Source organism: Mesorhizobium sp. M1D.F.Ca.ET.043.01.1.1, from assembly GCF_003952385.1.
Taxonomy (GTDB): domain Bacteria; phylum Pseudomonadota; class Alphaproteobacteria; order Rhizobiales; family Rhizobiaceae; genus Mesorhizobium.
On the sequence record NZ_CP034444.1, the window covers coordinates 2,844,903 to 2,865,661 of the forward strand.

21 protein-coding genes are annotated in these 20,759 nt (G+C 65.1%); 11 read left to right on the forward strand and 10 right to left on the reverse strand.

Annotated elements, in window-relative coordinates; genetic code table 11:
• The 7 genes from dhaL to EJ067_RS13860 all read left to right on the forward strand — a co-directional run bounded on the left by dhaL (window position 1) and on the right by EJ067_RS13860 (window position 5,628).
• Entirely contained in the window at window positions 1-600 is a 600-nt protein-coding gene (gene dhaL, locus EJ067_RS13830) for a dihydroxyacetone kinase subunit DhaL (RefSeq protein WP_126086215.1), read from the forward strand.
• Window positions 600-989: a dihydroxyacetone kinase phosphoryl donor subunit DhaM gene (gene dhaM, locus EJ067_RS13835; protein ID WP_126086216.1), complete on the forward strand. Its 390-nt coding sequence runs from the start codon at window positions 600-602 to the stop codon at window positions 987-989. The genes dhaL and dhaM overlap by 1 nt, the downstream gene beginning before the upstream one ends.
• A 19-nt stretch (window positions 990-1,008) precedes the next feature.
• Window positions 1,009-1,311, forward strand: a complete 303-nt coding sequence (locus EJ067_RS13840; protein WP_126086217.1) for an HPr family phosphocarrier protein — start codon at window positions 1,009-1,011, stop codon at window positions 1,309-1,311.
• A 125-nt stretch (window positions 1,312-1,436) separates the two neighbouring features.
• Window positions 1,437-3,020: a phosphoenolpyruvate--protein phosphotransferase gene (ptsP, locus tag EJ067_RS13845; protein WP_126086218.1), complete on the forward strand. Its 1,584-nt coding sequence runs from the start codon at window positions 1,437-1,439 to the stop codon at window positions 3,018-3,020.
• 7 nt (window positions 3,021-3,027) lie between these two features.
• On the forward strand, window positions 3,028-3,459 hold the full coding sequence (locus EJ067_RS13850) for a hypothetical protein (protein WP_126086219.1): 432 nt from the start codon (window positions 3,028-3,030) through the stop codon (window positions 3,457-3,459).
• 80 nt (window positions 3,460-3,539) lie between these two features.
• Window positions 3,540-4,526, forward strand: coding sequence for a dihydroxyacetone kinase subunit DhaK (dhaK, locus tag EJ067_RS13855; RefSeq protein ID WP_126086220.1), 987 nt, complete (start codon window positions 3,540-3,542; stop codon window positions 4,524-4,526).
• 76 nt (window positions 4,527-4,602) lie between these two features.
• Window positions 4,603-5,628: a nucleotidyltransferase family protein gene (locus EJ067_RS13860; protein ID WP_126086221.1), complete on the forward strand. Its 1,026-nt coding sequence runs from the start codon at window positions 4,603-4,605 to the stop codon at window positions 5,626-5,628.
• Window positions 5,629-5,672: 44 nt separating this feature from the next.
• Here the strand turns inward: EJ067_RS13860 and EJ067_RS13865 are convergent, their stop codons facing one another.
• The 4 genes from EJ067_RS13865 to EJ067_RS13880 all read right to left on the reverse strand — a co-directional run bounded on the left by EJ067_RS13865 (window position 5,673) and on the right by EJ067_RS13880 (window position 7,625).
• Window positions 5,673-6,662: a serine kinase gene (locus tag EJ067_RS13865; RefSeq protein ID WP_126086222.1), complete on the reverse strand. Its 990-nt coding sequence runs from the start codon at window positions 6,660-6,662 to the stop codon at window positions 5,673-5,675.
• The gene (locus tag EJ067_RS13870; RefSeq protein WP_126086223.1) at window positions 6,659-7,093 is read right to left on the reverse strand and encodes a lasso peptide biosynthesis B2 protein; all 435 of its coding nucleotides are present in this window, start codon (window positions 7,091-7,093) and stop codon (window positions 6,659-6,661) included. Before EJ067_RS13870 ends, EJ067_RS13865 begins: the two co-directional genes overlap by 4 nt.
• Entirely contained in the window at window positions 7,093-7,380 is a 288-nt protein-coding gene (locus tag EJ067_RS13875; RefSeq protein ID WP_126086224.1) for a PqqD family protein, read from the reverse strand. Before EJ067_RS13875 ends, EJ067_RS13870 begins: the two co-directional genes overlap by 1 nt.
• Before the next feature lie 149 nt (window positions 7,381-7,529).
• Entirely contained in the window at window positions 7,530-7,625 is a 96-nt protein-coding gene (locus EJ067_RS13880; protein WP_126086225.1) for a putative RiPP precursor, read from the reverse strand.
• A gap of 415 nt (window positions 7,626-8,040) precedes the next feature.
• On the opposite strand from EJ067_RS13880, the gene EJ067_RS13885 reads away from it, so the two are divergent.
• The 3 genes from EJ067_RS13885 to EJ067_RS13895 all read left to right on the forward strand — a co-directional run bounded on the left by EJ067_RS13885 (window position 8,041) and on the right by EJ067_RS13895 (window position 12,132).
• The gene (locus EJ067_RS13885) at window positions 8,041-9,948 is read left to right on the forward strand and encodes a propionyl-CoA synthetase (RefSeq protein WP_126086226.1); all 1,908 of its coding nucleotides are present in this window, start codon (window positions 8,041-8,043) and stop codon (window positions 9,946-9,948) included.
• A 126-nt stretch (window positions 9,949-10,074) separates the two neighbouring features.
• Complete coding sequence (locus tag EJ067_RS13890; RefSeq protein WP_126086227.1) at window positions 10,075-11,154, forward strand: acyltransferase; 1,080 nt, start codon at window positions 10,075-10,077, stop codon at window positions 11,152-11,154.
• A 243-nt stretch (window positions 11,155-11,397) separates the two neighbouring features.
• Window positions 11,398-12,132: a metallophosphoesterase family protein gene (locus EJ067_RS13895; protein ID WP_348639533.1), complete on the forward strand. Its 735-nt coding sequence runs from the start codon at window positions 11,398-11,400 to the stop codon at window positions 12,130-12,132.
• A gap of 105 nt (window positions 12,133-12,237) precedes the next feature.
• Here the strand turns inward: EJ067_RS13895 and EJ067_RS13900 are convergent, their stop codons facing one another.
• Entirely contained in the window at window positions 12,238-13,230 is a 993-nt protein-coding gene (locus EJ067_RS13900; RefSeq protein WP_126086229.1) for an NmrA/HSCARG family protein, read from the reverse strand.
• 152 nt (window positions 13,231-13,382) lie between these two features.
• Between EJ067_RS13900 and EJ067_RS13905 the strand changes: the two genes are divergently transcribed.
• Entirely contained in the window at window positions 13,383-14,315 is a 933-nt protein-coding gene (locus EJ067_RS13905) for a LysR family transcriptional regulator (protein WP_126086230.1), read from the forward strand.
• A gap of 47 nt (window positions 14,316-14,362) precedes the next feature.
• Here EJ067_RS13905 and EJ067_RS13910 read toward each other — a convergent pair whose 3' ends face one another.
• The 5 genes from EJ067_RS13910 to EJ067_RS13930 form a co-directional block, all read right to left on the reverse strand.
• A complete protein-coding gene (locus EJ067_RS13910) occupies window positions 14,363-16,744 on the reverse strand; it encodes a polysaccharide biosynthesis tyrosine autokinase (protein ID WP_126086231.1) in 2,382 nt (793 codons plus the stop codon).
• Between the two features lie 167 nt (window positions 16,745-16,911).
• The gene (locus EJ067_RS13915) at window positions 16,912-17,808 is read right to left on the reverse strand and encodes a UTP--glucose-1-phosphate uridylyltransferase (RefSeq protein ID WP_126086232.1); all 897 of its coding nucleotides are present in this window, start codon (window positions 17,806-17,808) and stop codon (window positions 16,912-16,914) included.
• Window positions 17,809-17,881: 73 nt separating this feature from the next.
• Window positions 17,882-18,832 (reverse strand): glycosyltransferase family 2 protein, encoded by a 951-nt coding sequence (locus EJ067_RS13920; RefSeq protein ID WP_126086233.1) that lies wholly within the window; start codon window positions 18,830-18,832, stop codon window positions 17,882-17,884.
• Window positions 18,822-19,769, reverse strand: coding sequence for a glycosyltransferase (locus tag EJ067_RS13925; protein ID WP_126086234.1), 948 nt, complete (start codon window positions 19,767-19,769; stop codon window positions 18,822-18,824). Before EJ067_RS13925 ends, EJ067_RS13920 begins: the two co-directional genes overlap by 11 nt.
• Window positions 19,766-20,755, reverse strand: coding sequence for a glycosyltransferase family 2 protein (locus EJ067_RS13930; RefSeq protein ID WP_126086235.1), 990 nt, complete (start codon window positions 20,753-20,755; stop codon window positions 19,766-19,768). Before EJ067_RS13930 ends, EJ067_RS13925 begins: the two co-directional genes overlap by 4 nt.
• Between the last annotated feature and the right edge of the window lie 4 nt (window positions 20,756-20,759).

The window sequence follows — 20,759 nt, forward strand, 5'->3', positions numbered from 1 at the left end:
ATGGCCGCATCCGACTTCTCACGATTGATCGCGGCGGCGGCGGACACGGTCGCGACGCACGCCGACGAGTTGACCGCGCTCGACCAGGCGATCGGCGACGGCGACCACGGGCTGAACATGAAGCGCGGCTTCGAGGCCGTGCGCGCCGAGACCGGGGCCATCGCCGAGAAGCCGCTGCCGGACGCGCTGAAGGCTGTAGGCACCAAGCTGGTGATGACGGTGGGCGGTGCTTCCGGTCCGCTGTTCGGCACGCTGTTCATGGCGCTTGGCAAGGAATTGCCCGCGGCACCCGACCGCGCCGCGCTGACGGCGGCGCTGGGCAAGGCGATCGAAGCGGTTTCAGCGCGCGGCAAATCGCAGCCGGGACAAAAAACCATGCTCGACGTGCTGCAGCCGGTGTATGAGGCGCTGGCGCAAGGCAAGACGGCCAGCGAAATCGCCGACGCCGCCGATGACGCGGCAGACGCAACCGTGCCGATGAAGGCCCTGCGCGGGCGCGCCTCCTTCCTGGGGGAGCGCTCGATCGGGCATATGGACGCCGGGGCGCGCTCGACCGCGCTCTTGGTGCGCGCAGTCGCTGAAGCGATCGAGGGTTCTTGATGAGCAATGTCGGCATCGTCATCGTATCGCATTCGCCGCTGGTTGCCGAAGGCACGGCCGACATGGTGCGCCAGATGGTTGGCGACGAGGTGCCGCTTGCGTGGTGCGGCGGAAACGGCCATGGCGGGCTCGGCACCAGCGTCGAGGCGATAATGGGCGCGATCGACAAGGCCTGGTCGGAAGCGGGCGTCGCGATCCTCGTCGATCTCGGCGGCGCCGAGACCAACAGCGAGATGGCGGTCGAGATGATCGGCGAGCCGCGAGCACACAGAATTGTCGTCTGCAACGCGCCGATCGTCGAGGGCGCGGTGATGGCGGCGACGGAATCCTCCGGCGGCGCCTCGCTCAAGGAAGTGGTGGCGACCGCGCATGAATTGTCGCCGTCGTGAGTGAACGGGAACCGACCGAATGTCCGCATCCGCCGAAGCTACGGTACTGATCACCCACGAGGTGGGCCTGCACGCGCGCCCTTCGGTGAAGTTCACCAAGCTCGCCAAGTCGTTCGCGGCCGAGGTGGAAGTGGCCGTCGCCGCCAACGGCCCCTGGGTCGACGCCAAGAGCATCGTCAAGGTGATGGCGGCCAAGGCGCCGAAGGGGACCTTGCTGCACATAAGGGCGCGAGGCGACGGCGCGAGCGAAGCGGTCGGCGCGCTGGTCGATCTGGTGCAGCGTGATTTCGACGAGGACAGGGACCATGCCCGGTCCGCTTGAAACGGGCGGATGCGGCCTCCTGTCCGCTGGAGCCGTTCAGCAACCTCTGAACTGCTCCGGCCATCTGTCTTTACGCAATTCCGGACGGAAAGCCGCGTCACAGTTTTCCAGGAATTGCTCTAGGAATGCCGGCCATGCGGATTGAAGGCATTCCCGCCTCTCCAGGCTATGCCGAAGGGCCGCTGTTCGACCTCGACCGGCCGCCGGCCGCCTACAGAAGCAAGGCGAACGCGGCGGAGGAAATGACAGCGCTGCAGGCGGCTATCGGCAAGGCGGTAAGCCGACTAACGTTACTGGTCGAAAACACCGACGGCGACGCCGCCAGCATACTCGAATTTCATATCGCGATGCTGGAGGACGACGCACTGAGCGGTCCGGCCTTCGTGTCGATCGGCTCCGGGGAGCCCGCCGACGTCGCCTGGCGGGCAGCGCTCGATGCCGAGATCGCCGGCTACGATGCATCTGACCAGGACTATTTCCGCGCGCGCGCCGCCGACCTGCGCGACATCCGCGATCAGGTACTGCGGTCGCTGAGCGAGGACAGAGACATGGCGGCACCCCCCGGCGCCATCCTCTGTGGCGAGGACATCGCGCCGACGCGCTTCCTCGAAACCGACTGGAGCAGCGGCGGCGGCATTGCGCTGAAGGCCGGCAGCTCGGCCAGCCATGTCGCCATGCTGGCGCGCTCGCGCGGCGTGCCGATGGTGGTGGGGCTTGGCGCGTTCGCGGATAAACCGGCAGGGAACGCGCTGCTCGACGCCGAGCACGGCCGCATCGTGCTCTCGCCCTCGCCTGCGGAACGCGACGCATTCCGGCAGTCGTCCGCCTCCTTCGCGGCACGGCAGGGCAAGGCGCGGATTTTTCTCGCCCGGCCCGCCGCAACCAAGACCGGAACGCCCGTGCGGGTGCAAGTGAACATCGCCTACCCTTCCGATGTCGACGGCATCGATATCGCCACCTGTGACGGCGTCGGCCTGATGCGGACGGAATTCCTGTTCGGCAGGACGCTGCCGGACGAGGAGACGCAGTATCTTGCCTATCGCAAGGTGCTGGAATGGGCCGGAGAAAAGCCGGTGACCATTCGCACCGTCGATGCCGGCGGCGACAAGCCGGTTCCGGGTTTCACCGTCGAGGAGACCAACCCGTTTCTCGGCCTGCGCGGCATCAGGCTGTCGCTGGCGCGGCGCGACGTTTTCCGGGTGCAGATCCGGGCATTGCTGCGCGCCGCCGTACACGGCAATCTGAAGGTGATGTTTCCGATGATCGCCACCGCCGAAGAGTACGCCCAAGCCGCGGCGCTGTTCGCCGAAGAGCAGACGGCGCTTGCCGCGCGCGGCATGGCGCACGAAATACCGCCGCTCGGCATCATGGTCGAGGTGCCATCGGTAGCGATCGCGCCGGAAGCCTTCGCCAACGTCGCCTTCTTCTCGATCGGCTCCAACGATCTGACGCAATATGTGATGGCGGCCGCGCGCGACAACACGGCCGTCGCGTCTCTCAATTCAGTCCGCCATCCCGCCGTGCTGCGGCTGATCGCTGCGGTCGCGGCATACGGGCGGGAGAAAGACATTCCGGTCAGCCTCTGCGGCGATGCCGGCGGCGATCCGGCCGCCATCCCGGCGCTGCTCGAGGCCGGCCTGCGCGATCTTTCGGTGGCTCCGGCCCAGCTTGCGATGGCCAAGGCGGCCATCGCGGATGTTTCGGTGTAAGGACGGCATGGCCAAGGCAGCCAAGATACAGGAAGCCGGTTCGGAAGACGCGATCCGCGCCTACAAGACGATCCTGTCGCAGGTCATCGACCAGCGGCCTTCCGGCATGCGCCAGCGGCTTGCCGATGCGCTCGGCAAGCATCGCAGCTTTGTCACGCAGATCTCAAGCCCGGCCTATTCGATCCCCATTCCGTCGAAGCATTTGCCTTCCATCTTTTCCGTCTGCCATTTCAGCCCGGCCGAGCGCGACCAGTTCCTGGTCGCCTACCACCAGGCGCATCCCGGCAAGCTGCCGGCAGCTTCGGGGCCGCGCAAGACGCGCCACGTCTCGCTCATCGTGCCGGATTTCGGCGACGACAGGCAGAATGCCGCGCTCGACCGGGCGATCAACGAATTCATCCAGAAGATAACCAGCATCGCCGGCAAGGGCAGCGGCTGAGAAAGCTATTCCGGGAAAAGTGTGCAGCGGTTTTTCCGTTCGGAATTGCGCAGATCAAAGATCATTTCGGGAGGACTGCCATGAAGAAATTCATAAACGCGGTGGACACGGTGCTGACCGAAAGCCTCGACGGTTTCGTCGCCGCCCATTCCGACATCCTGACGCTCGGCGAGGAGCACAAATTCGTTCGCCGCAAGACGCTCAAGCCGGGCAAGGTGGCGCTGATCTCGGGTGGCGGCTCCGGCCATGAGCCGCTGCATGGCGGGCTGGTCGGCCACGGCATGCTGGACGCCGCCTGCCCCGGCCAGGTCTTCACCTCGCCGACGCCGGACCAGATGCTGGCTGCCGCCCAGGCCGTCGACACCGGCGCCGGTTGCCTGTTCATCGTCAAGAACTACGAAGGCGACGTGATGAACTTCGACATGGCGGCCGAAATGTTGGACGGCGTGCTGCAGGTGGTGACCAATGACGACGTCGCGGTCGAGAATTCGTCCTACACGACCGGGCGGCGCGGCGTCGCCGGCACGCTGGTGGTGGAAAAGATCGTCGGCGCCGCGGCCGAGCAAGGCATGGCGCTGCCCGAGCTCAAGGCAATCGGCGATCGCGTCAACGCGGCGACGCGCTCGATGGGCGTGGCGCTGACCAGCTGCACCGTGCCGGCGGCGGGCAAGCCGACTTTCGAGATCGGCGACAGCGAGATGGAGTTCGGCGTCGGCATCCATGGCGAGCCCGGCAGGCGACGCGACGCGCTGAAGAGCGCTGACGCCATCGCCGAGGAGATCTGCGCGGCGATCCTCGGCGATCTTGGCGACCGCGCCAAGGGGCCGGCTCTGCTGTTCATCAACGGTTTCGGCGGCACGCCGTCGATGGAGCTTTACCTGATGTACAACAGCGCCCGCGAAATCTTCGAGAGCAACGGTGTGACGGTGGCCCGCTCGCTGGTCGGCTCCTACGTCACCTCGCTCGACATGGCTGGATGCTCGATCACGCTGACGATGCTCGACGACGAGACGACGGCGCTGTGGGACGCCCCGGTGCATACGGCGGCGCTGCGCTGGGGGATGTAGCCCCGCTGGCATCGCCATGACTTTTCTGCGACCATATTCGCGGAATTTGCATGCCATTCGCGACGTTGCCCGGTTGATGCTGCCACCGCTTTCGCCTGCCGATGAAAAACTGCTGCTCGACTTTGCCGACCCCGAGGTGCCGGCCGACCGTGGCCGGAATCTTTCGGCAAGCAGCTTGACGGCGCTGCTCGCCAATGCCGAATTCCACGGCGTGCTGCCGATCATGCTGCGCAAGCTCCGGGAAATCGGCGACGCCAGCCTGCCGGAAGATGCCGTCCCGCGGCAGAAGCTCTCCGAGCTGCGCGATCAGGCGACGCTGGTGACCGGGCAGTCGATGCTGCTGCAATATCACGGCGACCGGATCATGAAGGCGCTGGCGGCGAAGGGCATTCCCGCCCGCATCGTCAAAGGTCCGGTGTTCGCGCGAAAACTCTATCACCATGCCGCCGACCGGCCGTTCACCGACATCGACATTTTGGTCGGTCCCGCCAGCATCGGCGAGGCCAATAGCGTCATTTCCGGCTGCGGCTTCAAGCTTGCCAGCGGCGAGGCGGAATCGCATGAGTTGCAGGAGTTCAAGTGGCTGGAGAAGGAGAACTCCAGCCTGCTGATAGAGCTGCACGGCAACCTGGTGCACGACACAGGCATGCGGCGGCGGCTGTCGCTCGGCTTTCGCGAGTTGGAAATCATCGACGGCGGCGAGGCCAATACGCCGGCGGCGCTGCTCACCATCGCCATCGTTCACGCCGCCGGCGGCCACAAATTCCACCGGCTGCAGCTTTGCGTCGACGTGTTGCAGGGCGTGCGTGCGCTGCAGTCGCCGGAGGCGGAAGCGCGCCTGCTCGAGACCGCGCGCATGACCGGCATCGAGCTCGAGCTGGCGACCGTCCTCAACGTGACCGGACGCCTGTTCGAGGAACCGCGCGCGATCGAGCTCGCCAACCGCATCAAGCCCGATCTTTCAATACGGCTCGCCAAGTGGCTGATCACCGGGAACATGCTGCTCAGGGTCAATTCACGGGACAAGATGCGCTCGCGCCTCAGCCGCGACGCCTTCCGCTGGGTCCAGCGGTTGGCCCGGCCGAGGCCCTATCCGGCCTGAGAGCCCGTTTCGGGCTCTGCGATCCTTCAATGGAAAGTATCCGTCTAAGCCTGATCAAGCACGGCGCGGATCAACGCCGCCGTGTCCTCCGGCCTCGAGCCGACTTCCAGGGTGAAGGTCGGGACTGCCTTGACCAGCGCCGCGATCGTCGCCATGCGCCGTTTCTGCATCGGCAAGAGGCCGGTCATGCCGGTCCTGACGTTGTCGGTGGCAAGCGCAACCATCGCATCGGTCCTGGCCATGGGCATGAGCCTGGTCTGGCCGTCGGCCGAGCGCGCCAGATGCAAGAGCGCCGCGACCGGTCTCGCGCGCACATCCTCGACGCGGATGATCTCGGCAAGACGCTCCAGCGGGACGGCCTGCTCACCCTCGGCGTCCCATTTGTCGCCGAGGCAGGGAGCGAGGAATGGCAGCATCGCCGCGGTGTTGCGATGGATCTTCACCTTGCGCGGCATGCCCCAGGCCGTGACGCCCCCTGCTTTCGCGCCGAGGATCATGACATCGTCCGAGCAAAGGCCAAAGCCCAGCGACGCCAGCGCCATCGACGTCGTCGACTTGCCGGTGCCGCTCGGCGCGTGGATCAGCACCAGCGCCTCGCGGCCAGGCAGCGTCAGGCCGGCGGTATGGAGCATGTGCTGCCCGGCAGCATCCAGCGCGGCATCCAGCACCATCATCAGCAGCGTCCATTTGACCTTGCTGTCGGGATGAACGCGGATTTCGGCCGAGCCCTCACAGGCATGGATCGAGGCCGTCTGCAGGCCGGGAAAGACCAGATGGACGATGTCTCCGGCGTCGATGATCCGGCAATGGCCGTCCAGCGGCACCTCGCCGTCGAAGGCGAGCTTGCCCGCCGGGTTTTCCGGCAGCGCCGACGTTTCGCGGATATCGATGCGAAAACCGGGGTCGACCGCTTCATCGACACGCAAGGTGCCGAGCATCAGGTCGAAGCTCGGCCAAAGCTCGGCGCGCTCTACCGATATGCCGATGACCTGGCCGTCGAGGTCATAGCGGAAGCTGGTTGCCGCTCCGGTCAAGCGGCGCGCGCCTTCACGCTGCCGCCGGGATGGCGATAGATTTCAACCATGTCGGGAAGGCTGTCGCTGACCACAGGCTTGCCGTCGAGGCAGACCCAGCAATGCGCCGACAGGCGCGGCTCGTGCATCGATTTGGCATCGACACCGAAGTGCAGGTCGGGGTCGAAACCGGCCATGCGCAGAAAGCGGAAACCGAGCAGCCCTTCCCTGAGGCATCTGCGGTCGCGCATGAGCCAAGGGCGCCGGACCGTTCGGTTGACCCGGGCGACGATGTACCTCCATGGCAGACCGCGATAGGGTGTGGGCAATCGCAGCGGCGCCAATTTCAGCACGCTTTCGAAATCGCGCCGGGCGACCAGCACCGGAAGCAAGCGGGCGCTGAGCCACAGATGGGTGCGAAAAACGGTGCGCAGGAACGGTCCGTCGGCCATCACGCGCCCGGGTCGGCAAGGATGCCTTCGGCCACCAGTTCGGCGGCAAGGGCGGCGATATCCTCATCGAGCGTGGCCTTGTCGACTTCGAATTCGTCCGACAGCAGGTCGACGATCTGGTCAAGGCTGCGCGCGCCATCGACCTTGTCGAGGAAGGCTTCGGTGGTGCCGTTGCAGGTGTAGAGCTGGCCGCTGCGCGCCAGAAGCACGACGGCGCCGTCGCCGACATGCTGCACGGAGGCGTCTTCCGCCATCCGCAGAACCGTTTCAGAACCGATTTCAGCCATACGCCCGCTCCCTTGCCGAAGTGGAATTAGCGCGGCGCAAGGGTGCTGTCCATCGCCTGATGGCGGCCCTGCAATGCGCGGGCGATCGGATCTTCTCACGAGCGCCCCGGAAGAATACCCGCTTCCGGGCCAAGCAGATCGTCGGGTGGTCAGCCGGCCGGACCGATCGGGCCACTCGGGGCGGCAACGACCTTCGACAGCGTCTCGCGCTTGACCAACAGCGGCTTTTCGTAGGTTCTCTTCATCAAAATCCCCCAGAGAACAGTCCACCGCGGAAGGATGAGGGTCGGCTGTGATCGCTGTCAAGCCAGCGACTCCGTCAGGGTTGCCATCCTTCCCTTAAGTAAGCTAAGAATCCGCCGGGTTTTTTGGGGAGTGGACAGTATGCGTTACAACTGGGATCGGGCTCCGACGGCTTTCGAGCGCCATCGGAAGGCATTGGCGGCCGCCATTCTGATCGCCGGCGGCGTCGGACTGATGCTGGCGGCGCTACCGCTCTAAGCCGGCTTTCTATCCGCGACCGGCCGAACGGCGCTCCAGGCGGAAGCGCTGCCTTGGGCAGATTTGCCAAGCGACGTCGACCAAAATGCGGGGAGACATGGCCGCGAGAAGCGGCTTAGGCTATGGCCAGACGACGAGATGTTCCTGGGAGGAAAGTCGATGGCCTCACGCTACCGCGAAGTCTATGAGGGCTGGAAACGCGACCCTGCGGGGTTCTGGGCCGAGGCGGCCAAGGCGATCGACTGGTATTCGCCGGCCGAAAGCGTCTTCGACCCGGCGGCCGGCGTCTACGGCCGCTGGTTCGTCGGCGCCTCTTGCAACACCTGCTACAACGCCCTCGACCGCCATGTCGCCGGCGGCCGCGCCGACCAGCTGGCGCTGATCCATGACAGCGCGATTACCGGCACGATCCGGAAATTCACCTATGCCGAACTGAAGCGCGAGGTCGTCGCGCTGGCCTCGGTGCTGAGGCATCGCGGCATCGGCAGGGGCGACCGCGTCATCATCTATATGCCGATGGTGGCGGAGGCGGCTATCGCCATGCTCGCCTGTTCCCGCATCGGCGCCGTTCATTCGGTGGTCTTTGGCGGCTTCGCCTCGCATGAGCTCGCCACCCGCATCGACGACGCCAAGCCGAAGCTGATCGTCACCGCCTCCTGCGGCCTGGAGCCCGGCCGCGTCGTCGCCTACAAGCCGCTGCTCGACAAGGCGGTCGAGATGTCGAAGCACAAGCCCGACGCCTGCCTGATCCTGCAGCGCGAGCAGCTGCGCTGCGAGATGAAGGACAATTACGACTTCGACTATGCCGACGCGGTTGCCCGCGAGCGGGCGGCGGGAGCCAATGTCGACTGCGTGCCGGTCTTGGCCACCGACCCGCTCTACATCATCTACACCTCCGGTACTACCGGGCAGCCGAAGGGCATCGTGCGCGACAATGGCGGCCACATGGTCGCGCTGAAATGGACGATGGACAACGAGTTCGGCGTCAAGCCGGGCGAGGTGTTCTGGGCGGCCTCCGACGTCGGCTGGGTGGTCGGCCATTCCTACATCGTCTACGGGCCGCTGCTGCATGGCGCGACCAGCGTGCTTTTCGAGGGCAAGCCGGTCGGCACGCCGGACGCCGGCACCTACTGGCGGGTGATCTCGGAGCACGGCGTGGTCGCGCTGTTCACCGCGCCGACCGCCTTCCGCGCCATCAAGGGTCAGGATCCGCGCGGCGAGTTCGTGCCGAAATACGACCTGTCGAAATTCCGCACGCTGTTCCTTGCCGGCGAGCGCGCCGACCCCGAAACCATCAAATGGGCCGAGCAGAAGCTCAACCGTCCGGTGATCGACCATTGGTGGCAGACCGAGACCGGCTCGCCGATGACGATCAACCCGGCGGGCCTCGGGCTGTTGCCGGTGAAATACGGCTCGCCGGGCGTGCCAATGCCGGGCTATGACATCCGCATCCTCGACGATGCCGGCCATGAAGTACCCCGCGGCACGCTCGGCAATGTCGTGGTCAAGCTGCCGCTGCCCCCCGGCTGCCTGCCGACGCTCTGGAATGCCGATGCCCGCTTCCGGCAAGCCTATCTCGAGGAGTTCCCCGGCTTCTACAAGACAGCCGACGCCGGCATGATGGACGAGGACGGCTACCTCTATGTCATGGCCCGCACCGACGACATCATCAATGTCGCCGGCCACCGGCTCTCGACCGGTGCGATGGAGGAGGTGCTGGCCGCGCACCCCGACGTCGCCGAATGCGCCGTCATCGGCATCGCCGACGCGATGAAGGGCCAGGTGCCGCTCGGCTTCGTCGTGCTCAATGCCGGCGTGTCGCGCGACACCGGCGCCATCGAAAGCGAAGTCGTGGGGCTAGTGCGCGAACGGATCGGTCCGGTCGCCGCCTTCAAGACGGTGGTGACCATCAAGCGGCTGCCGAAGACGCGCTCCGGCAAGATCCTGCGCGGCACGATGCAGAAGATCGCCGACAAGGAGGACTGGACCATGCCGGCGACGATCGACGATCCGGCGATCCTCGACGAGATCACGGCGGCGCTCAAAGGTCGCGGCATCGGGATCTAAATCCTTCGCAGCGCGGGATCGCCACGGCAGGTGCTCTCAGGAATTCGTCCCGCACTGCAATCGACTGTTGTGCAATGCAGCAACAGCCCGTAAAGTTTGCCTGGGGGGCCATTCCGAAGGCACGGCATGGCTCAGCACAAGACAACATTCGGCGGCGTCGACATATTGCGTTTCCTCGCCGCCGTCATGGTGATGTTCTATCACTATGGCTTCTGGGTATGGGCATTTCCCGACGGCGTCTCGGCGCGCTCGACCGGCGGCATCCCGGCCCATCCCGAGATGGCCTTCGTCGGCTCCGGCTGGGTCGGCGTGCAGGTGTTCTTCGTCATCAGCGGCTTCGTCATCGCCTTCAGCGCCGAGAATTCGACGCCGCTGAAGTTCTTCGAGGCGCGCGTCAGGCGGCTGGCGCCGGCGGTCTGGGTCTGCGCGCCGATCTCGGCGATCGTGCTGCTGCTCGTCGGCCTGTCCTGGCCGACGGACGCCGTTGTGCGGCTTGCCCGCACGGCGTTGTTCGTGCCCTTCGAGCCATGGGTGGACAGCGTCTACTGGACGCTCGGCATCGAGATCGCCTTCTACGCCATCGTCTGGATCCTGCTCAGGCTTGGCCGATTCGACCTGATGGAGGCGATAGCCGTTGTCATCGGCCTCGTCAGCACGCTGTTCTGGTGCCTCTATTTCGCCTTCGGCTGGACCGATCTCGCGGAGACGCGCTGGCTGCAGCTCACCCTCGTGCATCATGGCGCTTTCTTCGCCGTCGGCGTGTTGCTGTGGCTGATGCGCTTCAAGGCGGTGACCGTTCCGCGCCTCGGCTTCTGCGCCCTGTTCCTTGCCGGCGGGGTTTTGCAGATCGTCAGCTCGGTCGACGTGCACAGCATCAAGGTGGAGGCGGCGATGCCCTACGCGCCGCCGATCATCATCTTCCTGGCCGCGGTGGCGCTGATGGCTTGGTCGCTGCGCCTCGATCTTTCCTGGCGCGGCTGGCGCCGGATCGGGCTGATGACCTATCCGCTCTACCTTATTCACGACGTCGTCGGCGCGACGATGCTCGGCGCGCTGATCCGGGCGGGCGTGCCCTACCTCGTCTCGATCCCGATCGTCGGCACCGCCATGATCGCGGCAAGCTGGCTGGTGGCGGCCGAGGCCGAGCCGCGCATCCGGCTGTTGCTCGACCACACGCTGTTCCGCTACCGGCTGAAGGTCGCCTGACCTCCGCGGCAGCTCCCGGTGTGGAATTGTTTGCATCCGGCTGATATCGAGACTTGGTCCGCGCTCCGCGTCGCGCGATCCCAGAGCGGTTCAGCGATTCATAGAATCGCTGAGCCGCTCTAAGTATTTGTTTTTACGCAATTCCGGACGGAAAACCGTTACACACTTTTCCTGGAATTGCTCTAGCTTGAGTGCCGAGCCCGATCCGTGAGCCTGTTCCAGCGATCGAGACGACCCCGACCCGTGCCGCGCGAACGGCTGGTGATGGATATGCGCGACACGGTGGTCTACGCGATCGGCGACGTGCATGGCTGCTATGACGAGTTGCGCGCGCTGGAGCAGAAGATCCTGCTCGACGCGCAGCGATTCCGTGGTCGCAAGGTCATCATCATGCTTGGCGACTATATCGACCGCGGGCCCAATTCGCGCCGCGTGCTCGAGCATCTGATGGCGCCGGCGCCAAAAGGCTTCCTGCGCGTCTGCCTGGCCGGCAACCACGAAGTGGCGATGCTCAACTATCTTGACGGCTCGCTGTCGCGCGAGCCATGGCTCGCGGTCGGCGGACGGGAGACCCTCTATTCCTATGGCATCGATCCGGCGCATCTCGCCAATCTCTACGCTTCAAGCGAAGAGGTCGACGAGCGCATCCGCGAGGCGATACCTGTCGGCCATACCGGCTTCCTGCGTACGCTGCCGGTAATGGTCTGCTCGGATGAGTTCGTGTTCGTGCATGCCGGCATCCGGCCCGGGATCGCGCTCGAGGAGCAGGACGAGGCCGACCTGCTCAACATCCGGTCGGATTTCCTGGCGGCGGCGCACCGCCTCGACCATTGGGTCGTGCATGGGCACACGATCGTGGACACACCAACGCTCGACGGGCGCCGGCTCGGCATCGACACGGGCGCCTTCCAGAGCGGCCGGCTGACCGCCCTCAGGATCGTGGGCAGATATGGACGGCTGCTGTCGTCCCGGGATTGAGGCAGAGTGCTTTGGCGTTCGGGCCGCTCCAGGTGTTTTCAACGCAACTCCGGAAGGCGAAACAACCCGCAACGCCACCAGGACGCAAGCGCAGCATCGCCGCTCTCAGCTCGGCGCGAGCTCGGCCTCGGCGGCGGCGCCATAGGACAGCAGATCGCCTTGCCATTTGCTGCGCTTGAGGAACTGTTCCCAGGTCAGAGCATTGGGATCGATTTTCCGGCTCAAGGCCAGATCGCGCTTAGGGGCGTAGTAGCCATATTCGACGGCGTATTCGACCATACCCACCAATTCGCGCACGAGATGCTCGTTGCCGGCGAAGCTCGGAAAATGGCGCAGCAAGTCTTCGCGCGAGTACGCAGAGGCGTAGCGCGCGGCCTTTCCGGTGACCTGCACAAACGTGTCCACCATTTGCTGCGCCGAGATGAACTCGCCGATCACCGGCAAGACCTCGCCGGCGTATCGCGCCGGATTGTCAAACATCTCGCGCACCGCCGGGCCGGCCGCGGTGAGCGGATCGCAGAACGGCATGGGGATGTCCGGCGGCAAGTAAATGGCGAACGTTATGCTGTGGTCGCCGCCCTGCGGCACGTAGTATTCCAGGAAGTTGGTGTAGTAAAACGCCAAGTACACAAACGAGCTGCGGACGGGCAAGCCGCGAATGTAGTCCTCAATCTTTGCCTTGTCCGTGAAATGCGGCGCCCACTTGGTGCCGCCGGTGATGGCTTCGACATTTTCGAGCCCGCTGAAGACCACGTGCTCCACGCCAGCCGCCACCGCCGCATCGGCCAACTCCTTGCCGAGATTGAGTTCGGGTTCCGCCGGCGGCACCTTGACGATGGGCGGCGTCATCAAGAACGCCCCGGCCGAGCCTTTCATTGCCTCGGTCAGTTCGGCCCGCCTGCCGAGTTCAAGAGGCGCCACCATGACTTCGGCACCCTTCTTCGCCAAGGCTTGCGCTGGTTGACTGTCGAGGCGGCGCGTCAGGGCGCGTACCCGGTAGCGACCACTGTCGAGCAAGGAATTGGCGACGCTGCGGCCTTGTTTGCTCGAGGCACCAACAACGGTGATCAGAGGTTTGGAAGTATTGGCTTGGCTCATTCTGGCTATCCTTGTTGGGGGCGGGACAGCTTCCGTCCCGGTCGACCTCCACGGCGGCGTTGGGGCGCGCCGCGTGTCAGCCTTGATCACGGAGTCTCGGCTGGCGCGAGCTATATTGGAAATCATAAAAATGTTCGGCTACTATCCATGCGGTGGATACCAAGCGCCTGGACCTCAATCTGTTGGTTACCTTGGAGACGCTGCTGGTCGAGCGGAACGTCACGAAGGCGGCTGCCCGATTGAACCTCAGCCAGCCGGCGGTCAGCGCCCAGCTGAACCGTCTCCGACGCGAATTCGACGACCCGCTGCTAATTCCTGCCCAGCGAGGTATGACGCCGACGGTCAAGGCAATGGAGCTGCTCGATCCGTTGCGCCAAGCCCTTGACCAGGTTCGCGCCACGGTCGCCTCGCACAGGAACTTCGATCCGGCGAAGGCCAACCTGACCTTCGCAATCGCCTGCACGGACTATCTGCAAGCGGCAGTGGTCAAGCCGCTCGTTGTGGAACTCAGGACGCGAGCGCCCGGTGTTCGCGTCGCGATCCACAATCTGGACGTGCCGCAGTTGGAAGCGCAGATGGCGCGCGGCGATGTGGATCTGGCGCTGATGACGCCGCAGGCGGCCTCGCCAGGTCTTCGCACGCGCCATCTGTTCGATGAACGCTATGTGCTGATCGGCCGCCGGAAGCATCCGCGGCTCCGGGACGGAATCACGGTCGCTGAATTTGCCGAGCTGGAGCAAGTGATCGTGTCTTTGGACGGGGGCAGCTTCGCAACGCCGCTGGACAGCGCTTTGGCTGCTCTCGGACACAAGCGTAACGTGGTGCTCTCCGCGGCGTCGTTCCTGTTTGTCCCCGAGATCGTGTCTCACTCGGACTTCGTGGCGCTGGTGCCGGAACGGCTGGTGCGCGGCTCTGCGGACCAGCTTGAAGTGATGGACTGTCCATTCCCCGTCGAAGGCTTTGCAGTGGGAATGGTGTGGCATGAGCGCAATCACGGACACGTCGGCCAACGCTGGATTCGCGAAGCCATCGTCTCACTTGTCGCGCATCAATCCTCGCCCCAGGCGCGCAAAAGTCAGAGCTGACGCGCGTCGCGTTGAAGCGGATTCAGGCGACGCGCTGTGAGTCTTTGTTAGGCGGCCTGCTTGGCGCGCGATTCCGACTTCTCCAGATAGTAGCTCGAATAGCGGTCGAAGAACTTCTCCGAACCGCCGAGCGAGCCGTATTTCGCCAGCTTCTTCAGCTCGACCTTGTTGAGCACCGCGCCGACGACCTTGTCGGCGATGTAGGGTTCCTGTTCCAGCATCGAGCGCACCATGGCGCGCGGCGTGCGGCCCCATTCGGTGACGAGCACGAAACCGTCGACCAGGGGCGCGAAGGCCTTGGCGTCGACCACCGGGCCGAGCGGCGGCAGATCGACGATGATGTATTCGAACGTCTCCCTGGCGTTCTCGATGAAACGCCGCATGCCGGCCGAGCCCAGAAGCTCGCTGGTGTGCGAGAACTGGCCGCGCAGCACGGCGGGGATGATCGCCAGCTTGGTCTGGCGGTCGACCTTGCCGACCGATTGCCAGGTTTGCCCGTTGACCACCGCTTCCATCAGCCCATGCTCGGTCTCCATGCCGAGGCTGCGGCTGAGGCCCGGATTGCGCAGGTCGCCGTCGATCAGCAGCGTCTTGGCGCCATTGGCGGCGAGCAGCCCTGCGAGGTTTGCCGCGACCGTCGACTTGCCTTCGCCGGGCAGGACCGAGATGACGCCGATGACCCGGCTGTCCTTGTCTTCCATCACCACGTCGAACGCGATCTTGGCGTTGCGCAGCGTCTCGGCGAACATCGAGGCCGGCGCGTCGAGGCTGACCCGCATGCGCGCCCTTTTTTCGGCCGCCGACAGGCTGGCGACCTTGCCGTCGGCCGGCAGGTCGTCCGGCTTCGCTTCCTTGGCCCTGCCGCCGCCGATCGTCGGCAGATAGCCGAGGAACTTCAGGCCGACGCGGTCGCGAACGTCCTCGCCCGTCCGGAAGAAGCGCTCGTTGAATTCGTTCAGGCCGCCGAAACCGGCGCCGAGCATAAGGCCAAGCACCAGCGAAAGCGCCAGCACCCTGATGGTGCGGGGGCTCGACGCGGCAAGCGGCACGTTCGCGTCCGAGATTATGCGCACCTTGCCGACAGGGAAGGTTTGCTGCTGCGAGGCTTCCTGGTAGCGGCTGAGGAAGGTCTGGTAGAGCGTGGAGAGCGCCTGCGCCTGCTGGTCAAGCTCCCTCAGCTTCACCTGCGACTCGTTGTCGATCGAACTCTGGCCGGCGGCGGTCGCGATCTTCTGCCTGAGCTCGGCCTCACGCGCCTGCGCCACCTGGAAGTCGTTGCGATAGCTTTCGGTGATCTGCTTCAACTGCCCGAAGATCTGCGCCGACACATCGGCCTTTTCCCTGGCGAGCGTCACAGCCTGGGGGTGGTCCTTGCCGAAATTCGCCTCGACATCCTGCAGCCGCTTGGAGACGGCGAGATAACGGGTCTTGAGCCCGATGATGACCGAGCTGCTCGGCTGATCGGATGCAATCGCCGAATCGTTGAAAGCATTCTCGGAGCCGCTGTCGACTATCGCCTTGTACTGCTGATAGCGGGCGCTGGCGCGCGCCGTATCGGCCTGCGCGATGATGAGCTGGGCGTTGAGGTCGGACAGTTGCTTGCCGCTGATCAACTGGCCGTCGCTGTTTGCGGACAGCCCGTGCTCGGCCCTGAATTTCTCGACCTCCATCGAGGCCTGTTGCGAGCTTTGGCGAAGCTCGGTCAGCCTGCCCTGCAGCCACACAGCCGCTCGCTCGGTGGCGTCGAAGCTGGCGTTGAGTTGATCGGCCAGATAGGCATCGGAATAGGCCTTGGTGATTGCCGTTGCGAGAGCCGGATTCGTCGACTGATAGCCCAACGTAATGACGTTGCTGCGGCCGTTGCGATCCGCCATCAATCCGGTCTGCAGAACGAGGACCGCATAGTCATGGGTCGCGGCCTTCATCATGGCTTCGCGCGTCGCGGCATCCACATTCTCGATCCCAGGGAGTTCGCTGGCCGAACTGCCGCGGAAATAGGCGACGATACCGCGCAGGAACCCGACACCCTTGGCCAAAGCCGACTGCGGCGGGTTCATGAACTCGTCGTTCTGGTCGAGCTTCAGCTTGTCGACGACCACCGAGGCCAGTCGCGCGGAGCTGAGAATCTCGATCTGGCTGAGGATCGTCGCGTCCGTCTGCTGCGTAGTGCTGACCGCCGAGATGTCGTCCACGACCTTGTTCAGGCCCTCGTCGATCAGCACGCTGGCAACGGACGTGTATTGCTTGGGCGTCGTCTGGAGATAGATCACGCCCAGGAACAGGCCGATGACGGCGCAGACCGCCACCACCTTGACCTGCCGGGCCGCCATGCCAAGCAGGCGCTCGACGTCGATGAAGTCTTCACCCTTTTCCGGTTCGGTGCTGGGCAATGGCATCCTCTTGTCGAGAGGAAAGTTGGCATAATTCATCTTCGGTCCAATTCCAGGTTGCAGGCGCTACCGGCCTTCGAAGAGTGGCGTCGTTACCAGAAAAGACCACGCAACATCCGTGCCACGAGGCGCCTGGCCAGGAAGGCCAAGCGCTTGCGCGGCTGTCGCGCCATCGCGATTTCGCATATGCACCCAAAAAATGGGCATTATGCGGCCACTTCCCGGCGCTCGTGCGACCGGACGAACTGCTGCAGCATTTCGAAGACAGGTCCTTTCATGTCGTCGCGCGCCAGAGCAAAGGCGATGGTGGCCTCGATGAAGCCTTCCTTGGAGCCGCAGTCGAACATGCGGCCGTTGAAGGGCTGGGCATAGAAGGGCTGGCTCTCGGCCAGGCGAACCATGGCGTCGGTGAGCTGGATCTCGTTGCCGGCGCCGCGCTGCTGGGTGCCGAGCAGGCCGAAAATCTCCGGCTGCAGGATATAGCGGCCGTTGATGTAGAAGTTCGACGGCGCGGCGGCGGGAGCCGGCTTCTCGACCATGGCGGTCACCTCGAAGCCGGAGGCCACCTCGGCGCCACGGCCGACGATGCCGTATTTGCCGGTTTCCGAGGGATCGCAGCGCTCGACGGCAATCACGTTGCCGCCGGTCCGCTGGTAGAGATCGACGGTTTCGGCGAGGCAGCCCGGCGCGCCGAAGGACACCATGTCGGGGAGCAGCAGCGCGAACGGCTCGTTGCCGATCACGTCGCGCGCGCACCATACGGCATGGCCGAGGCCGTGCGGCGACTGCTGGCGGATGAAGGAGGTAGCGCCGGCCACGGGCAGCAGGCTCTCCAGCGATTGGAGCTGCGCCTTCTTGCCGGTCTGCTCGAGCGTTCCGATCAGTTCAGGATGCAGGTCGAAATAGTCCTCGATGACCGCCTTGTTGCGGCCGGTGACGAAGACGATGTGCTCGATCCCGGCCTCGAACGCCTCGTCGACGGCATATTGCACGACGGGCTTGTCGACGACGGGCAGCATTTCCTTCGGCATCGACTTGGTCGCCGGCAGGAACCGCGTTCCGAGCCCCGCCACCGGTATGACTGCCTTCCTGACTTTCTGCATTGCTTATTCCTTCTGAGGAGATCGATTTTTACTATCGCTGGCTATGAAACCGCATTCCATGCGCCCGCATTCTTCACCTCCCCATGCCCACGGCAAATTGTGCCGCAACCCTTTTCAGCCGAACCGCGATCGGCATCGACATATGCCTGACCGCGGCCGGATCGCTGAGCGCCGTGCGGATCGCCTTGAGCGGCGCACGCGCCTTGATGTGCTGAACCAATGACAAGAACGAGGCCGCCTTGCGCAGGCTGCGGCCGCGCCTGGCGAAGGCCGCCTTGGCGCCATCGTCCATGAAATGCGCGGCGGCGAAGGCTGCGTCGGCTTTGGCCATCGCCTCGACATGGTGCAATTCGAGCACCCGCGAGATCGAGCCGGTGCGGATGTGGTAGACATAGCCGACGGTCGGCTCGACCACGCAGCGGCCGCCCTTCGCCAGCGCGCTCGCCAGAAGAATGTAGTCTTCGCCGATGCGCAGATCCTCGTCGTAGCGAAGCCGGTTTTCGTCGAGGAAACCGCGCCGGAAGATCGGCTTCAGGTAGCCGAGGTTGAAGCGCGACTCGAAGACCACGTTGCCGGCGATGTAGTCGGCGAGAGATATCTCGGCGAGTTCCTCGAGATAGCTGGTCGGGAACATGATGTCGTCGGGCGTGCCGTCCTCGCGCACGACCTGGACATTGTCGACCGCGATCTCGGCGCCTGCCTTTTCCGCCCGCGCGATCATGGCCGCCAATCTGCCGGGCAGGATTGCATCGTCGGAATCGAGCACGGCCACCCAGCGGCCGCGGGCGAGATCGAGCCCGGCGTTCCTGGCGCCGCCCGGACCCCGGTTGGCGGGAAGCGCGACAACCTTCACGATGTCCTCGGGATAGGCGCGCGCGATATCGAGCGTGCGGTCGCGCGACCGGTCGTCGACGACGATGATTTCGATCGCGACGTCGCGCTGCGCCATGGCGCTGGCGATCGCCCGGTCGAGGGTCGCCTCGGCGTTATAGGCGGCGATGACGAAGCTGACGTCAGGCTGCACGCTTGTCCCCTTCCTGTGGGTTCAGGCCGTATTGGCGGATTTCGCGGACGCCGACCAACCCGCTGACGACGCCGACATGCATAATGCCGCGCAGCACGCTGCGGTTCCGCCGCACGGGGCTGACCGCGGTCAAAAGCGCCATGCCGAAGCAGTAGGCCGCCTTGGCCGAAGCGAGGCCGACCTGACTGATGCGGCGCACACCGCCGGCATTGCGCCCGATCAGGTGGCCATGCGTCTGTCCGAAGCGGAAGTGGCGGCGGCGCAGCCACTCGAAGGCAGCCCTCGAGCGCGGCACCACCTCGTCGACAAAGGCCCGCGGGGCGAAGGCAATGCGTCCGCCGGACTTGACCATGCCGTCGAAGAATTCGGTGTCCTCGCCACCGGTCTGGCCGCGCGCCAGGCTGAAGCGCCGGTTGCGCAGGCTTTCCTCGGTCATCCTGAGGAGGACATTGCAGGTGTAGCCGGTGCGGATCTCGCCGCGCACCCAGACGGGCAAGGTCGAGTGGAAGTCGCCCTTGCGCATCCAGTCCGGCGCATCCTGGCGATATGTCGCGCGAACCGGGCCGAGCACGGCCGTCGCGCCGGTCGCCTCAGCGGTCGCGACGAGCTCGGCAAGCCAGCCCGGCGAGGCCGTCTCGTCGTCGTCGATGAAGGCGACGAGGTCCGATACGCTGGCATCGAGGCAGGCGTTGCGGGCGATGGAGATGTTGCGCGCAGGGGCGTGGCGATAGCGGATCGGCAGCTTCAGCTCCTGCGCCATGGCCTTCACCTGCGACTGCGCCGTCGGCTCGTCGTCATTGTCGGCGACGACGACGCCGATCTCGAAGCCGGCGGGCCTCTCCAACGCGGCGATGGAGCGCAGCGTGTCGGCAAGCTCCGCCCTGCGGAAAGTGCAGATGCAGATGTCGATGCTGCGGTTCTTGTTTGCAGTCATCACGCCGCCTCGCGCGACGGCTGCGGGCCGAGGATTTGCAGCCAGAAGCCCATGGACCAGCCCAAATGCATGACCATCGCCGACACGCCGGCCAGCGCGATGGCCGGATTGCGCTGGCGGATCGCGGTCACGGCGCCATAGCCGAGACAGACCGCCGCCCATATCAGAAACGGCACGGCCGCCGGCACGAAGATCGGAGACAAGACCGCCAGCAGCACCACCGGGAACACCAGCAGCGGGATCATCTGCCGCAGCTTCGGCATCATGCGGTGCTTCAGCACGTTTTTAGCGCGGCCGCGGCCATAGCCGAGATACTGGAAAAACAACCCCTTCAGCGTGGAGCGCGGATAATAGACCATCTGCGTCCTGCCGCTCATCCAGATGCGGTAGCCGGCCTGACGGAGGCGATGGTCGAGCTCGGCGTCCTCGTTGTGGCTGAAGCTCTCGTCATAGCCGCCGACCGCCCGGAAGGCGGCGATGCGCATCAGCGCATGGTGGCCGTGGTCGACCCATTCGCCCGCCGACATGTGGCGATGCTTGGAGCCGCCGGTGCCGAGCTTGGAATTCTGCGCCGCGGCAACCGCCTTCTGCATTGCGCCGGTGCCGCTGGTCAGCATCGAGACGACGACCGAATCGGCGCCCGCGGCAAGCGCTTCCTCGATCAGCCTGTCGCAATAATCGGCGGGATAGCCGCCATGCGCGTCGATGCGGATGAGATAATTGGCGCCGTCGCCGAACGTCGCCACCGCCAGGTTGATGGCGGCACTCTGGATGCGCTTCGGATTGGCGAGCAGCAGGACCCGGGGATCCTCGGCGGCGACCCTTTCGACGATGGCTTGCGTGCCGTCAGTGCTGCCGCCATCGGCGACGACGATGCGTGCGCCAAGCCGCGCCGCGGCTGGACGCAATTGCCCCAGCAGCGTGCCGATATGGGCGGCCTCGTTGAGGCACGGAATAACGATCAGGCTTGATGCGGCGGTCCGCGTCATCGGC

Bases quoted from the DNA above. Each gene is read 5' to 3' on its own strand.
- dhaL (WP_126086215.1), top strand. From the start codon at position 1: ATGGCCGCATCCGACTTCTCACGATTGATCGCGGCGGCGGCGGACACG.
- dhaM (WP_126086216.1), top strand. From the start codon at position 600: ATGAGCAATGTCGGCATCGTCATCGTATCGCATTCGCCGCTGGTTGCC.
- EJ067_RS13840 (WP_126086217.1), top strand. From the start codon at position 1,009: ATGTCCGCATCCGCCGAAGCTACGGTACTGATCACCCACGAGGTGGGC.
- ptsP (WP_126086218.1), top strand. From the start codon at position 1,437: ATGCCGGCCATGCGGATTGAAGGCATTCCCGCCTCTCCAGGCTATGCC.
- EJ067_RS13850 (WP_126086219.1), top strand. From the start codon at position 3,028: ATGGCCAAGGCAGCCAAGATACAGGAAGCCGGTTCGGAAGACGCGATC.
- dhaK (WP_126086220.1), top strand. From the start codon at position 3,540: ATGAAGAAATTCATAAACGCGGTGGACACGGTGCTGACCGAAAGCCTC.
- EJ067_RS13860 (WP_126086221.1), top strand. From the start codon at position 4,603: ATGCTGCCACCGCTTTCGCCTGCCGATGAAAAACTGCTGCTCGACTTT.
- EJ067_RS13870 (WP_126086223.1), bottom strand. From the start codon at position 7,093: ATGGCCGACGGACCGTTCCTGCGCACCGTTTTTCGCACCCATCTGTGG.
- EJ067_RS13875 (WP_126086224.1), bottom strand. From the start codon at position 7,380: ATGGCTGAAATCGGTTCTGAAACGGTTCTGCGGATGGCGGAAGACGCC.
- EJ067_RS13880 (WP_126086225.1), bottom strand. From the start codon at position 7,625: ATGAAGAGAACCTACGAAAAGCCGCTGTTGGTCAAGCGCGAGACGCTG.
- EJ067_RS13885 (WP_126086226.1), top strand. From the start codon at position 8,041: ATGGCCTCACGCTACCGCGAAGTCTATGAGGGCTGGAAACGCGACCCT.
- EJ067_RS13890 (WP_126086227.1), top strand. From the start codon at position 10,075: ATGGCTCAGCACAAGACAACATTCGGCGGCGTCGACATATTGCGTTTC.
- EJ067_RS13900 (WP_126086229.1), bottom strand. From the start codon at position 13,230: ATGAGCCAAGCCAATACTTCCAAACCTCTGATCACCGTTGTTGGTGCC.
- EJ067_RS13910 (WP_126086231.1), bottom strand. From the start codon at position 16,744: ATGAATTATGCCAACTTTCCTCTCGACAAGAGGATGCCATTGCCCAGC.
- EJ067_RS13915 (WP_126086232.1), bottom strand. From the start codon at position 17,808: ATGCAGAAAGTCAGGAAGGCAGTCATACCGGTGGCGGGGCTCGGAACG.
- EJ067_RS13930 (WP_126086235.1), bottom strand. From the start codon at position 20,755: ATGACGCGGACCGCCGCATCAAGCCTGATCGTTATTCCGTGCCTCAAC.